At 70.9% G+C, this 14,246-nt stretch carries 12 protein-coding genes; 3 read left to right on the top strand and 9 right to left on the bottom strand.

The annotated features are described in order from the left end of the window. Together BRM1_RS10195 and BRM1_RS10190 are read left to right on the top strand one after the other, a co-directional pair. Nucleotides 1–1,299 (top strand): aminotransferase-like domain-containing protein, encoded by a 1,299-nt coding sequence (locus tag BRM1_RS10195; protein WP_268525625.1) that lies wholly within the window; start codon nucleotides 1–3, stop codon nucleotides 1,297–1,299. Beyond that, nucleotides 1,296–2,525, top strand: coding sequence for a M20 family metallopeptidase (locus BRM1_RS10190; protein WP_268525624.1), 1,230 nt, complete (start codon nucleotides 1,296–1,298; stop codon nucleotides 2,523–2,525). The genes BRM1_RS10195 and BRM1_RS10190 overlap by 4 nt, the downstream gene beginning before the upstream one ends. Nucleotides 2,526–2,792: 267 nt before the next feature. Here the strand turns inward: BRM1_RS10190 and BRM1_RS10185 are convergent, their stop codons facing one another. Then, nucleotides 2,793–4,193, bottom strand: coding sequence for an MFS transporter (locus tag BRM1_RS10185; protein WP_268525622.1), 1,401 nt, complete (start codon nucleotides 4,191–4,193; stop codon nucleotides 2,793–2,795). 294 nt (nucleotides 4,194–4,487) lie between these two features. Between BRM1_RS10185 and BRM1_RS10180 the strand changes: the two genes are divergently transcribed. Then, nucleotides 4,488–5,315, top strand: coding sequence for a serine hydrolase (locus BRM1_RS10180; protein ID WP_160952018.1), 828 nt, complete (start codon nucleotides 4,488–4,490; stop codon nucleotides 5,313–5,315). Nucleotides 5,316–5,442: 127 nt separating this feature from the next. Here BRM1_RS10180 and BRM1_RS10175 read toward each other — a convergent pair whose 3' ends face one another. The 8 genes from BRM1_RS10175 to BRM1_RS10140 all read right to left on the bottom strand — a co-directional run bounded on the left by BRM1_RS10175 (nucleotide 5,443) and on the right by BRM1_RS10140 (nucleotide 14,156). Next, nucleotides 5,443–5,874 (bottom strand): hypothetical protein, encoded by a 432-nt coding sequence (locus BRM1_RS10175; RefSeq protein ID WP_160952017.1) that lies wholly within the window; start codon nucleotides 5,872–5,874, stop codon nucleotides 5,443–5,445. Nucleotides 5,875–5,949: 75 nt separating this feature from the next. After that, nucleotides 5,950–6,471 (bottom strand): hypothetical protein, encoded by a 522-nt coding sequence (locus BRM1_RS10170; protein ID WP_268525618.1) that lies wholly within the window; start codon nucleotides 6,469–6,471, stop codon nucleotides 5,950–5,952. 68 nt (nucleotides 6,472–6,539) lie between these two features. Beyond that, nucleotides 6,540–7,406 (bottom strand): amidohydrolase family protein, encoded by an 867-nt coding sequence (locus tag BRM1_RS10165; protein ID WP_268525616.1) that lies wholly within the window; start codon nucleotides 7,404–7,406, stop codon nucleotides 6,540–6,542. 102 nt (nucleotides 7,407–7,508) lie between these two features. After that, nucleotides 7,509–8,743, bottom strand: a protein-coding gene (locus tag BRM1_RS10160; protein WP_268525614.1) for an IS3 family transposase whose coding sequence is annotated in 2 segments (ribosomal slippage) — nucleotides 7,509–8,461 and nucleotides 8,461–8,743 — 1,236 coding nt in all. Because the reading frame shifts where the segments join, the coding sequence is not laid out codon by codon here. Beyond that, nucleotides 8,712–9,140: a hypothetical protein gene (locus BRM1_RS10155; RefSeq protein ID WP_268525612.1), complete on the bottom strand. Its 429-nt coding sequence runs from the start codon at nucleotides 9,138–9,140 to the stop codon at nucleotides 8,712–8,714. Before BRM1_RS10155 ends, BRM1_RS10160 begins: the two co-directional genes overlap by 32 nt. Nucleotides 9,141–9,176: 36 nt before the next feature. Continuing rightward, nucleotides 9,177–12,632 carry a DEAD/DEAH box helicase gene (locus BRM1_RS10150; protein ID WP_268525610.1) on the bottom strand — a complete coding sequence of 1,152 codons (3,456 nt, stop codon included), beginning with the start codon at nucleotides 12,630–12,632 and terminating at the stop codon, nucleotides 9,177–9,179. A gap of 88 nt (nucleotides 12,633–12,720) precedes the next feature. Next, the gene (locus tag BRM1_RS10145) at nucleotides 12,721–13,452 is read right to left on the bottom strand and encodes a hypothetical protein (protein ID WP_268525609.1); all 732 of its coding nucleotides are present in this window, start codon (nucleotides 13,450–13,452) and stop codon (nucleotides 12,721–12,723) included. Beyond that, on the bottom strand, nucleotides 13,449–14,156 hold the full coding sequence (locus BRM1_RS10140) for a hypothetical protein (protein ID WP_268525607.1): 708 nt from the start codon (nucleotides 14,154–14,156) through the stop codon (nucleotides 13,449–13,451). Before BRM1_RS10140 ends, BRM1_RS10145 begins: the two co-directional genes overlap by 4 nt. Between the last annotated feature and the right edge of the window lie 90 nt (nucleotides 14,157–14,246).

Raw genomic sequence — 14,246 nt, 5'->3', positions numbered from 1 at the left:
ATGAGCAGCGCCACCCACCCCCTCATCACCACCGTCAAGAGCCTCGTCGATGCGGCCACCGCGCCCACGGCGGGGCTCAGCGGCGCGGCGGCCCACGGCAAGTTCCCCCTGGCCGGAGGCCCGGACGGGTTCGTGGGCTCCGTCATCGACTCCTCCACGAGCCTCATCGCCGCCCAGCGCCACGACATCGTGCGCTTCGGGATGGGCGCGCCCGCGGCAGAGGTCATCCCCACCGAGGAGCTCAAGGCCCTGGCCGGTGAGGCGCTGACCGTCGAGTCCTTCGGCTACGGCGCCACGGAGGGAGAGCCGGACCTCATCGAGGCGATCCTGGGCCTCGCGGACTCCGATGGCGCCCCCACCTCGGCGGAGCGCATCAGCGTGACCGCGGGCGGCATGCAGGGCCTGGACCTCGCCTTCAAGCTCTTCGTCTCCCCCGGCGACCTCGTGGCCGTCGAGTCGCCCACCTACACGAACGGCTCGGCCACCGCGTTCGCCTACGGGGCGGACCTCCTCGAGATCCCCATGGACCAGCACGGCATGGACGTCGACGCGTTCGAGGCCATCGTCGGCGAACTCGACCGCGTGCCCAAGGCCATCTACGTCATCCCGAACTTCCAGAACCCCTCCGGGACCACGCTGTCCGAGGAGCGCCGGCGCAAGCTGCTCGACCTCGCCCACCGCTGGGGCTCCGTCATCATCGACGACGACCCCTACGGCGATCTGCGCTTCTCCGGCGAGCACGTGCCCTCGTTCTCCGCGCTCAGCCCCCAGGACCCCCAGGTCTTCTCCGTGCGCACGTTCTCCAAGGTCATCGCGCCAGGGCTGCGCGTGGGGTGGGTGGACGCGGACGCGCGCCTGCGCACGCTCATCGGCAATGCGAAGCAGACCATGGACTCCTGCACGAACGTGCCCGCCCAGCACATGGTCTCCCGCTTCGTCACCGGCGGCGGCTACGCGGACCACCTGGCGCGGCTGCGCCGCGAATACCACGCGCGCAAGGACGCCATGGTCGCAGCGATCGGCCGGGTGCTCGGCGAGCGCGCACGCACCACGGACCCGGAGGGCGGCTTCTTCCTGTGGCTGACGCTCCAGGGCGAGGACGCGGGGGTGGACACGGAGGCGCTGTTCGAGACGGCGCTGGCCCGGGGCGTCGCGTTCATCCCGGGCGCCGCGCTGAGCCCCTCGCGCCAGTTCCGCAATGCCGCGCGCCTGTGCTTCGCCTCATCGAGCCCCGAGCGGATCGAGGAGGGCGTCGTGCGCCTGGCCGGTGCCCTCGACGCGGTCGGACAGCGCCCGTGACCGGGCCGTCCGCCGCGCCCGGGGCACCCATCACCGCGGCCGAGGCGCGGGTGCTCGAGCGCATAGACCCCGCTGCGCTCACCGCCCTCACGGTCCAGTTCGTCAACGCCGGCGGCGAGAATCCGCCCGGTGACGAGCAGGGCAGCGTCGACGCGCTCACCATCGCCGCGGCCGCCGCCGGCCTCGCATCCAAGACCGAGGAGGTGGCCCCCGGCCGGCCCAATCTCACCGTCGACCTGCCGGGCGGCAAGGGGCCAGGCCTCATGTTCCTCGGCCACTCCGATGTGGTCCCGGCGGGCACCGGCTGGACCGGCGACCCGTTCGCGGCCACCGTGGCCGGCGGCCGGATCACCGGGCGCGGCGCCTGCGATATGAAGGGCGGTCTCGCCGCGGTCCTCGCCGCCATGTCCGCCCTGCGTGAGGAGGGGGTCGCGCTGTCGGGCCCCGTGTCCCTCGTGTGCACGGTGGACGAGGAGGACCTGGATCTGGGCATCCGCGCCTACGTCGCGCAGGAGAGCGCGCTGCCGGCCGGCCGGCGCCGGCGGTGGGCCGGCTGCGTCGTCGCGGAGCCCACGAACCTCGAGACGGTCATCGCCTGCCGCGGGGATGCGTACTTCCGCATCCGCGTGCGCGGCGTTCCGGCCCACTCCGGCCGGCCCGAGGACGGCCGCAACGCCATCGACGCCGCCGCGCGGATCGTCGACCTCATCCGCGCCGACCATGCGGCCCTGGCAGCGGCTCCCGAGGATCTCATCGGCGCCGGCACGTGGAACGTCGGCACGATCGAGGGCGGCCAGGCCACCACCACCGTGCCCGCGCACTGCAACCTCACCGCCGATCGGCGCCTGCTGCCCGGTGAGGACCCGGAGGCCATCCGCGTCGAGCTCGTGCGCCGCATCGAGGCGGCGGGGATCACCGGCGACGGGATCGCCGTGGAGGTGGAGGAGGCCATGTTCATGCCCGGCTTCCGCACCGCCGCGGACCATCCGCTCACGGCTGCGGCCGGTGCGGCGCTGCGGGCGGTGGGCCGCGAACCGCGGCTGAGCGGGTGGACCGCCGCCTGCGACGGTGGCTTCATCGATCGCGACCTGGGGGTGCCCACGGTGGTCCTGGGGCCCGGCGACCTCAACGCGCAGGCGCACCAGGTCGACGAGCGCGTCGAGGTCGACGACCTCCTCGCGGCCGCGCGCGCCTATGCGCTCCTCGCGCTGCGCACTCTCGCCTGACCCCGCATCCGGGGCCGGCGGGCATCGGCGACCAGACGCTGCCACAGTGTGGCGGCCGCTTCGGGCCGCCGCGCGTGGCCGGCGCACGGCGGACATGACCGTGGCCCAGCGCCCACTGACCTGACCGCGCGCGTTCGGGCACGGGCGGCGCCGTGCCCGCCCGCGCCTCGGCGGCGGAGGAGCGCCCGAGGTGCGGGCCGAGCGCGGCCGGCCGGCGCCTCGGGTGCGATGACTACTCCGGAAGACGTGCCGGGGCGGGCTGCCGCGTCAGCGGGCGACGGGCTCGCCGTCGACGGTGGGCGCCACCCCGGTCTCCGGCACCTGGGTGCCGCGCAGCGAGGCCGCCTTCGTCTCCTTCATGAAGAAGGTGGCCACGAGGCCGATCACGCACGCCGCCATCATGTAGAACGCCGGCACGAGCGGGCTGCCCGTCTTGTCGATGAGGAAGTCGTTGGCCGCCGGGGCGGTGCCGCCGAACGCCGCCGTTGCCACGTTGTACGTGATGGCGAAGCCCGCGAACCGCACGTGGGTGGGGAACATCGCCGGGAACGTGGCGGAGATCGACGACAGCTGCGGGATGTAGAGCAGCCCCAGGACCGCGAAGCCCAGCAGCGCCCAGACGAAGCCGTTGGCCATGAGCATGTACATGGGGACGGAGAACACGATGAGCCCGATGAGGGAGAAGAACCACATGGGCTTGCGGCCCACCCTGTCCGAGAGCGCGCCGCCGAACGGCATGACGACCATCATGGCGAACTGCGCGATGAACATGATGGTCAGCGTCGTGGTCTGGTCGAGGCCCACCTCGGCGCCCAGGTACGTGGGCATGTAGGACAGCAGCGTGTAGTTCACGACGTTGACGGCGATGACGAGGCCCGCCATGACGAGCACCTGCTTGAGGTGGTGGGTGATCAGCTCCCGGTACACCCCGCCCACGGTCTGCGCTTCGCGGTCCTGCTCCTCGAGCTCGGCGAAGACCGGCGACTCCCCCAGGCGCATGCGCAGGTAGAGGCCGATGAGGCCCATGGGCCCGGCGAGCAGGAACGGCACGCGCCAGCCCCACGCCATCATGGCGTCCGAGCCGATCGTCAGCTCGCCCAGCAGCACGATGAGCGAGCCCAGGGCGAAGCCGGCCATGGTGCCGAACTCCAGGAAGCTGCCGTAGAACCCGCGCCGCTTGTCCGGGGCGTGCTCGGCCATGAACGTGGCGGCGCCGCCGTACTCACCGCCCGAGGAGAAGCCCTGGACGATGCGCAGGAGGATGAGGATGATGGGCGCGCCCACGCCGATCGTCGCGACGCTGGGGGTGAGGCCGATGAGGAACGTCGCACCCGCCATGAGCAGGATCGTCATGGCGAGGATGCTCTTGCGCCCGATCCGGTCGCCCAGCGGCCCCCAGACCATGCCGCCCAGGGGACGGCAGACGAACGACACGGCGAACGTGAGCAGGGTGGCGAGCTGGCCGTGCTCACCGGGGAAGAAGTGCGCCGTGATGTAGGCGGTCGACACGGCGAACATGCCGTAGTCGAACCACTCGGTCGCATTGCCGATCGCCGAGGCGGCCACCGCCTTGCGCACCGTGCGCAGGTCAGGCTCCTTCCCGGCGGCGCTGTGCGCTGGCCCCGAACCGGGCGATGGGGAGTGGGGCTGGGCGGCTGGACTGCTCACGAAGACCTCCGGGAAGTCGTGCCGCCCGCTGGTCGCCGACGGCGCTGAAAATGTGTCGTCCGTCTCACGACGCTACGGATTCGAGTTCCGCGGGTCAACAACGCCCCCTGCCGCCAGCCGCGCCTGCCAACCTCACCGGTGAGCGCAAATGACCCGCTCACCTGGGGCTTTACCCGTCATCTCGACTTCCAGTCGTACTTCGAAATTCGCAGTCCGGCGCGCGGCGCGGCGGGCCCCGTCGGTTCCCCGACGCCCGGGCTGGCAGGATGGTGCACCCACGACGACGGAGGCGCCATGATCGAACTCGACCTGCCCACTCGCGGCATCCGGTGGTCCGTGCGGATCGACGAGGCAGGCGGTCCCGTGCTTGCCGAGCACGAACCCCAGCGCGTGCTCAACACCGCGAGCGTCGGCAAGATCTTCCTCTTGGCGGAGGTCGCGCGGCGCTTCGAGGAGGGCGCCCTCGATCCCGCGGAGGTGCTGGCCCCCACGCCGGGGGATCGGATCGCCGATTCGGGGATCCTCTACCTGTTCGGCCAGCAGGAGCAGAGCGCTGCCGACCTCGCGGTGCTGGTGGGCGCCTTCAGCGACAACATGGCCACGAACATGCTGCTGCGCCGGGTGGGTGTGCCGGCCGTGGCGGCGCTGACCCGTCGGCTGGGGTTCGAAAAGTCCGGGCTGCACGACTTCGTCCGCGATGACCGCGGGCCTGAGCATCCTCCCGCCCTGTCGACGGGAACGGCAGCGGAACTCGCCGCCGCCTGCGCCCGCATCGAGACCGGTGAGCTCGTCAGCCCTGCAGTCTCGGCACGCCTGCGGGGCTGGCTGAGCGCCGATGCGGACCTGTCCATGACCGCGGGGGCCTTCGGCCTCGATCCGCTGGCACACGGCTTCGCCGACCGCGGGGTCGCCCTGTGGAACAAGACTGGAACCATCGAGACGGCGCGGATCGATGTGGGGTGCGTGCGCGCGGGTGAGCGCGCTCTCGCGTACGCGGTCCTCGCCAATTGGGATGACCCGGGCACGGCGGCCGGTGCGGGTGCCCACGGCGACCCCCGGGATGAGGTCCTCGCGGCCATGCGGCGCATCGGCGAGCAGGTGCGCCAACACCTCCAGGAATGAACGCGCGCAGCGCGAAGGTGCCCGCACGAATGAAGAGGGACCCGACCTGGAGGTCGGGCCCCTCTTCTCGGTGTCAGCACGGACCGCTCACCCTGGACGGGGTGCGGCCGGCACTGCGTCCGCGTTCTCAGCTGTAGAACGAATCCCGCGAGATGACATCGCCGGTGGCCTCGCCGCTGTCCCCCAGGCCGATGGCGATGAAGGAGTACTCGGTGTCCTCATAGGCCGTCTCCAGGCTCCAGCACTGCTGGTCCCATGCCGCGATATGGGCGTCGACACTCGGCCCCACCCCGTTTTGCGGCTTCAGGACAACGTGGTAGTTCCATCCGCCGGCCTGCGCGCAGAAGGCGTCGTCGGCGTCGTTGTAGGTGAACGTCGGGCTGTATTTCGACGGCAGCTGATCGGTATCCGAAAAGCTGTTCGCCGAGGCGGGGCCACCGCCCATCATCGCGCCGGTGATGCCCAGGGCTGCGGCGGCGCCGATGCCTGCCAGTGCGGTCTTCCAGGTGCGTGCCATGATGTCCTCCAAAGTCCGGTGGTGCCGGAATTTCTCTGACACCCTCAGACTCTCGAAGACCGCTCCGCACCGGGTTGCAGGCTTGTTCCAGGCTCGCAACAACCGCGCGGGGCGCCCTCAGTGCTTGCGGCCCGGCTTCTGGCTGCGCGCCCGGTGCTCCGCGCCCGCCTGCGGCGGGGCCGCTGCGCCGTCCTGACCAGTGCGGGCCTGTCCATCGCGCACCTGACCGCCACGGGCGTGATCACCCGCAGGACGCTGGCCGCGGCCCCGCGGGCGCGCGTCACCGCGGCGCCAGGTGAGGAATGCCCAGACGGTCAGGCCGATGCCCACCGCGCCCAGCAGCAGCGCGAAGATGACGATGACGCGGGTGCGCCCCTCGCCGTCGTCGCTGTCCGTGCTCTGCTCCTGTGTGGGCGCTTCACCGGGGCCGCCTCCCAGCCCGGGCTGGGTCTTCTTCGCCAGCGGCTCGGCGCTGGGCAGGCCCGCCGCCTGCGCTGCGTGCTCGGCAACCGCCGCCGAGGCAGGCTGGGCGGCCGCTGCCGGTTCCGCGGTGCTCGCCAGGGCAGAACCGCCTGCGGCGAGGAGCAGTGCGCACAGCGCAGTGGTGAGGCGCGGGGCGCGCACAGTCAGCAGCTTCACGGTGTCCCTCCAACGGCCCGGGCGGCCATGTCATCGACTGAGGCAAGCCTACTGGTTCGGGATGCGGATCAGCGGAGCCGGCGGCCCCCGGCGATCACCGCCGCGCGATCGGGCGTGCGCACCAGCGCATCCATGGGATTGACCGCGTCGACGAGGACAATGTCGGCGCGGGCACCGACCACCAGGTCGTGGGCCCCGGGGCCGCGCCCGACGGCCCACGCACCGTCGGTCGTGGCCAGGCGCACCGCCTCGAACAGCGCCTCGTCCTCGTTGAGCGCCGAGGCGCGCGCGAACTGCCATGCGATCCCCAGTGTGTCCCCCGTGCCATAAGGGCTCCACAGGTCGCGGATCCCATCGGTGCCCAGGCCCAGCCGCACTCCGTGCTCCGCCAGCTCCCGGTACGGCAGCTGCGGCAGGCGCAGCGGGGCGACCGTCGTCACCGTCATGCCCAGGCCGCCCATTCGCTCGAGCAGCGCTGACCTGCGGGCCGAATCCACCTGGGCGAGCGCGAAGGCGTGGGCGAGATTCACCCGCCCCTGCAGGCCGCGCTGCTCCGTCAGGTCGCACAGCAGCTCGATCTGGAAGGCACCCAGCTCCCCCGGGTCGTGGAGGTGGATGTCGATGCCGGTGCCCGTGTCCGCCGCGAGGGCCGTGAGGAGGTCGAGCTGGCCCACTGGGTCCCGGTCGATGCCGGCCGGGTCGAGGCCCCCGATGCACTCGGCCCCCTGTTCCGCGGCGGTGCGCAGCAGCTGCGCGACACCGGGACGGCGCAGGATCCCGTCCTGGGGAAAGGCGACGATCTGCACGTCCAGCGCTCCCTCGTACGCGGCCGCGGCCGCGCGGACGACCTCGATGCCGCGCAGGCCGAGTCCCGTGTCGACGTCCACGTGCGTGCGGATCGCCGTCGTGCCCATCGACACCATCTGCTCGAGCACCCGCGCGGTCTGCTCCGCACCGGGGATGCCGAGGTCGTCGCGCAGCGCGCGCTCGTGGGCAATTCGCCCCTCGGTTGAAGCGCCCTGGGTTTCGTTCCGCGCTTATGTGGTGACGAGGGCTCTCGCCTGGGATTGATCGTAGGCCGCTTCGACCTCGGCGGGCGTGCGGTAGTCGAGAGCTTCGTGCAGGCGTTGACGGTTCCACCAGCTGACCCACTCCAGCGTCGCCAATTCGACCGCCGATGTCGACGGCCACGTCGTGCGTGAGTAGATCAGCTCGGCCTTGTACAAGCCGTTGACCGTCTCAGCCAAGGCGTTGTCATACGAATCGCCTACTGTCCCAACCGAAGGCGCGACGCCGTGCTCGGCCAACGTGTCGGTGTACGCCAGCGAAACGTACTGGACTCCGCGGTCGCTGTGATGCACGAGCCGTCCGCTCTGACGCGCCGCCGGGGTCGTGGTGATCGCCTGCTGCAACGCGATCATCGGCAACGCCTGCGTCGTCAGCGACGACGCGACCGACCAGCCGACGATCTTCCTTGTGCACGCATCGGTGATGAACGCCGTGTACGCGAACCCACCGACGGTGCGCACGTACGTGATGTCCGCCACCCACAGCTCGTTCGGCGCCAACGCGTGGAAGTCACGCTCGACCAGGTCCGGGCGGTGATCGGGCAGCTTCGACGCGACGGTCGTGAACGGGTGACGCCCGCGCCGAACACCGTGCAGCCCAGCGACTTTCATGAGCCGGGCGGTCTGGTCGCGTCCGATCATCCAGCCCTGGCGGCGCATCGCGTGCCACATCTTGCGGTGGCCATACACGCCGTAATTCTGCTGGTGGACGCGCCGGATCTCGTCGATGAGGACCTCGTCACGGATCGCTCGCGCGCAGCGCGGGCGGGCTTTCGCTGCCCGGTAGCCACGCGACGTGATGAACCCACACTCCGTCGCGCCCAGCACGCGACAGATGGACTCGACCCCGAACTGACCCTTGTGTTCGTCGATGAACCGGATCATCTCGTCGTGGGGCGGTCGAGTTCCGCTGCGAAAAAAGCCGATGCTTTCTTCAAGATCTCGTTCGCGCGCCGTGTCTCTGCGAGTTCGCGGCGAAGGCGCCGGTTCTCTTCCTCGAGCGACTCACGCGGCGCTGCCGCGCCCGCCATGGCTAGTTGTTCGCCGGCACGGGGCATCCAGTTACGGATGGTCGCCGGCGCGATACCGAGCGAGGCTCCGACGGCGTCCATCGCGACGCGCTGTGAGCATGCTTCGGCGGCGCGCTTGTCGAGCACCATCCTGACGGCGTGCTCACGCAACTGCTGGTCGTACTTCTTGGGCATGATCCGATTCTCCTTCAGATGAGTCGGAACCAAACCCGGGGCGCTTCACGGTGGTCGGTTCGCCCGCATAGGACTGCCACGGCAGCCCCCACCACGACTTGTCCACGTGTGCGTGGGCGTTGACGATGCCGGGCAGCGCGAGCAGGCCGTGCCCATCGACCACCGCCTCGGCGACTGCAGAACCGGGATCACCGGGGCCGCTGTGCCGCGAGAGCGCACCCTGGGCGCCGGCGGGTGGCGCCCCGGCCGCGGGAGTCTGCGCGGTGCCCGGCGCATGCGGACGGATGTCGACGATGCGGTCGCCGGAGATGGCGATGTCGCAGGGCGCACCGCCCCAGGGCCGCACGTTGCGGACGACGGAAACGGGCTCGGGGCGGCGCACCGGGGGGATGGTCATGGCCCCATTCTCACCGTTCGCACCCGCGGCCGTGCCTCAGCCCCCGAACAGCTCGCGCAGGTCATCGGCGGTGAAGCCGGAGCTGAAGCCCTCGCCGCCGCTCATGAGGTCGTCGAAGAGCTTGGCCTTGCGTGCCTGGAGGGCGAGCACCTTCTCCTCGATCGTGTCCTCCGCGACCAGGCGGTAGACCATGACGTTCTTGTCCTGGCCGATGCGGTGGGTGCGGTCGATCGCCTGTGCCTCTGTGGCCGGGTTCCACCAGGGGTCCATGAGGAAGACGTAGTCGGCCTCGGTCAGGGTCAGCCCGGCCCCGCCGGCCTTCAGGCTGATGAGGAACACGGGGGCGCTGCCGACCTTGAACTCGTCGATGACCGCGGCCCGGCGCCGCATCGTCACGGACCCGTCCAGGTAGGCGTACTCGATGCGCTGGTCGTCGAGCTCATCGCGCACATGCCGCAGGAACGAGGTGAACTGGCTGAACACGATGACCCGGTGGCCCTCCTCGATGGCCTCCTCGAGCCGGATGAGCAGCGCCTCCAGCTTGGACGAGGGCACCCCGTCGGCGTCGATGCCGTCGATGACTGTGGGGTCGAGCGCGAGCATGCGCAGCAGTGTCAGCGAGCGGAAGACGATCATCCGGTTGGAGTCATCGTCCATGTCCGTGAGCAGTCCGAGGACCTTCTTGCGCTCGCGCTGCAGGATCTGGTCGTAGAGCCGCCGGTGGCGCGGGGCCAGCGGAACAGTCTCGATGAGCTCCTGCTTCTCCGGCAGGTCGGCCGCCACTGCGTCCTTCGTGCGGCGCAGCATGAAGGGGCGCAGCCGCTTGCGCAGCCGGGTGATGCGCAGCGGATCGATGCCCTCCTCGATGGGGCGGATGTAGTCGTCCTTGAACTTCGCTGCACTGGGGAACAGCCCGGCGGCGGTCAGCGACAGGAGCGACCAGAGGTCCGCCAGCGAGTTCTCCATGGGCGTGCCGGTGATCGCCAGCCGGAAGGGCGCGCGGATCTTCTTCGCGGCGCGGTAGACCTTCGAATTGCGATTCTTCACCGCCTGCGCCTCATCGAGGATGAGACCGTCCCACTCCACCTGGGCGAATTCCGCTTCGTCCGTGCGCAGGAGGGTGTACGAGGTGACGACGAGGTCCGCCCCGGCCGCTGCCTGGGCGACCGAGGTGCCGCGTTTGCGCGCGGTGGTGTCGAGTACCCGCACGTCGAGGTCGGGCACGAAGCGCCGTGCCTCTGCCCGCCACACACCGACAACCGAGGCGGGGGCGACCACGAGGAACGGGGGTGCGGAGACCACTCCTTCCTCGTCGACGACGATGAGCTCGTCATCACCGCGGCCCTCGAGGCGCGCAGCGGCGATGAGGGCGAGTGCCTGCAGCGTCTTGCCCAGGCCCATGTCATCGGCGAGGATGCCGCCCAGCCGGTGGCGGTAGAGGAAGGCCAGCCAGCGCAGCCCGTCGCGCTGGTAGTCGCGCAGCTCGGCGCGCACCGTACCCGGCACCTCGGCGGCGGGGATGTCGTCGAGGCTGCGCAGTGCCGCCACCGAGGACTGCCAGGCGTGCGCTTCGGTCGATTCGTCTGCCAGCTGGACGAGGTCGTCCCAGAGGCTGAGCTGGTAGCGGCTGATTCCGGGGTTCTCCGGCTTCCACTCGCCCTGGGCCTCCGCCTCCTGGATGAGCTGGCGCAGCTGCTGCAGATTGGGGTGGTCGAGGCGGAAATAGGTCTTATCCGGCAGCATGAGGCGGTCGTGGCCGAGGGCGAGCGCCTTGAACAGGGCCCCGAAGGGGATGTTCACCCCGCCGAGGGTCACGACGATGCCCAGGCCGAACCAGTCCGTGTGCTCCGTGCCGGTGGTCTCCACGGTGATGACCGGCGTGCCCTCGAGTTCGCGGTAGGAGGGCCGCTCGCCCTCGACCGTCACCTCGACGTCGTCGCGGGACTGCAGGCGCGGCAGCACGTGGACCGTGAATTCCGCGGTGGCGATGCCCGTGAGGTACTCGCGGTCGCTCAGCGCGGCCTCGGGGAAGTCCGCGCGCACCGCGCTCAGGACGCGGTCTTCGAACGCGAGGTCCCGGCGGTGGTCGCCCGCCCGGCGCACCGGCACCTGGCGCGGCGGATCGGAGTAGTGCCAGGACCACGCGAGCATCAGGACGTCGTTCGCCCCGTAATCCGCGCGCAGCTGCAGCACCGGATCGGCGATGACGGGCAGTTCGACGAGGTCGGAGCTGGATGTGACGGTGACCGCGGACTGCAGGCCGGGGTAGAGACCGGTGAAGAAGTCCTCGCGGTCTGCGGCGGGCACGCGCACCGGCCCGTGAGCGAAGAGAGCGGCCAGGCGCGGATTGAGGGGCTCCACCGCGGGAGCGAGCAGCAGGTCCGCGCGCTTCCTTCGCCCCTGCCCCGCCTGCGTGAGGGCGGCCATGCCCCCGGTGCCGATGGGCAGTGGATGGGCCAGTTCGACACCGTCGATCTCTGCCCAGGGGGTGAGGAGGAGGTCCTCACCGTCCGGGTCCGCGCGCAGGCCTGCGGTCGCGGCGGCGCCCATCTCAACCCCGTCGATGAAGCCTGCGCCGACGAACGCGACGCCCTTGTCCGACGCCTGCTCGAACAGGTTCCACAGGAGCGAATCGCGGAAGTCGTCGAGGTTGAGCAGATTCCCGTCCCCCGGATAGCCCTGGTAGTCCGCGAGGTAGAGGCGGTAGATCTGTCCCAGGAGCGCAGCCTGCTCCCGGTCGTACGCACGCAGCCCGGAGGCGTGCATGAAGGTGCGCCAGCTGAGGTCGCCCCGAATCCAGTTCTCCCGCTTGCCGCGCTGCAGCGGCCGCATGGCGACGTGGACGGGGGTGCCCGCAGCCAGGTCCTCAAACGACGCCGAGCGGGCGGCAGTGCGGTCGAACCAGCTGGCGCGGGGCTTGACGATGAGGTCGAAGCCCAGCGCAAGGGGTTCGGCGCGGGTCGCGGTCGCAGCACCGGCGACCACCGGGCTGAGCAGTTGCCTCCATTCCGGTACGGCCGCCCGTTCGGGGCCGCGCGGCACGTGCGAATCGGCCAGCGTGCCCTGGGCCGCCTCGGCGGGGAGAGGCGGCGGCCCGGCCTGACCGGGGCCGGCATCCGGGGCCGAGGTGCCCGGGCCGGGCAGGGCCGAGGTCAGCTGGGCGCGCATGGCGTCGAGGCTGACCCGGTAGAGCACTGCGGCAGCGTGCTTGCAGTTGACCTTGACCGGGCACGTGCAGATCGCCCGCACGGGGTCGTAGCGGGTCACGCTGCCGCCGGCGGCGGTGCCGACGGCCTGCAGGTGCACGGTGGTGACATACGGGTGCGGGCCGGTTCCGGCCACGTCGCCCACGAGTGTTCCGGTGGGGGTCTGCCATTCGACGTCGCCCACCGAGCCATCACCGGCGTACTCGCGTCCCCGTTGGGCCACCGTGCCTCCCACCAGGCGCGCGATCGCCTGCTCGGTGACGTAGGGCAGCGGGTCCGGGGACATGGCGCCATGCTCTCACGCGGCACGGACACGGGCCCCGTGGCATCCACAGGGCCCGTGCGAGGTCGTTCGGGGGTGCTGAGCGGGCGGCTCAGCCGCGCACGGCGCGCGAGGTGGCACCCGTCGCCCAGCTGGTGCGGCCGAAAGTCACGCGGTAGGTGTGCGCGGGCTGCACCGTGACCGTGGCCCGGCCGCCGCGCAGGCGGGTGGTGCGCACCGTCTTCCAGCCCCCGCCCGTCTTCGCCTGCACCCGAGCCCGGGGGCTGTACGCCGTGTACCGGGCGGACTTCGGGTCGAAGCGCTGCGCGCGCACGCTCAGGCGAGTCGAGCGGCCGTGACGGGCCGGGCTCAGCTGGGTGCGCGCCTTCGCGCGCAGGTAGAACGCGCCCTTCGTGCGGTCCGTGCGCGTCCGGCCTAGCGAATCCCAATCGGCCATGACCACGCGGGCGGGTCCGAGCTCGTAGCGGCCCAACCCGGTGCGCTTGGCACACACGCGCACGACCACGGTGCCCTGAGCGCCCTCGTAGTTGTAGAACGCGGACGCAACCGTGCGCTTGCCCTTGCGGACCCGCGCGTCCACGGCCCACACCTCGGCGGCGGCCGACTTCCGCTTGACCATGTGCACGCGGACCTTGGAACAGCCGCTGGCGGAGACGACCCGGTCCTTGGCCGACAGGCGGGTCACGTCGAGGGACAGGCGCCCGGCGGCCGCCGCCGGCGCAGCGGGCACGATCGCGGCGCCGACGAGGGCGAGCGCGCCCAACAGCGCGGCGAATCCGAGCCACATGCGCGCACCGGCCGGTGTAACCGTGCCGCCGCTCATCGGCGAACGCTGCGCGAGGTTGCGCCGGTGGCCCAGCTGACCTGCCCGAACGTCACGCGGTACGTGCGCTTGGCCTTCGACTTCACGGTCACCGCCGCACGGCCGCCGTGCAGCCGGACCGTCCTGAGGTTCTTCCAGTGGCGCCCGGACTTCACCTGAAGGCGGGCCGTCGGGTTATAGGCGGTGTAGCCGAACTTGTCCGGGTTGTAGCGCTGAGCGCGCGCCGTCAGCCGCACCGAGCGCCCGTGGCGGGCGGCACCGAGCTGGGTCCGAGCCTTGGCGCGAACGTAGAAGGAACCGCGCGTGTAGTCGGTGAAGCTCTTGTAGCCGCTGAAATCGTACGTATTCACGGACACGCGGCTCGGGCCGATCGTGTACTTGCCGAATCCTGAATAGATACACACCTGAACGCGTGTCTTCGAACGGTCTCCATCGGTACCGAAGTCTGCGTAGCTCGTGACGGCGCCGTTGCGGCTGACTTCGGCCATGACCGACCATTCGTCGGCGTTGGTTCCACGATGTGTCATCCGCACGTCGGTGTTCTTGCACTCGTAATCACTCATCACGAGGTTGCCGGCCGACAGCCTCGTGACGTCGTAGGACACGTACGTGTCTGCCGAGGCGGTGCCGACCGGGACGAGGCCGCCCAGGATGAGGGCACCGGAGGCGAGGATGGACGCTGCGATCGCGCGGATGCGCTTCATGGGAACTCCAACAGGGTGATCGAGACGAGAAGGACACAGGGATGCCAGGAGTATCGACCAGAGGAGTGTTACCGGCAGCAATCGGTGAGC

The sequence above is a fragment of the Brevibacterium sp. BRM-1 genome (genome assembly GCF_026802075.1).
Lineage (GTDB): Bacteria > Actinomycetota > Actinomycetes > Actinomycetales > Brevibacteriaceae > Brevibacterium > Brevibacterium rongguiense.
This window is presented reverse-complemented; position numbering and strand designations above follow the sequence as displayed.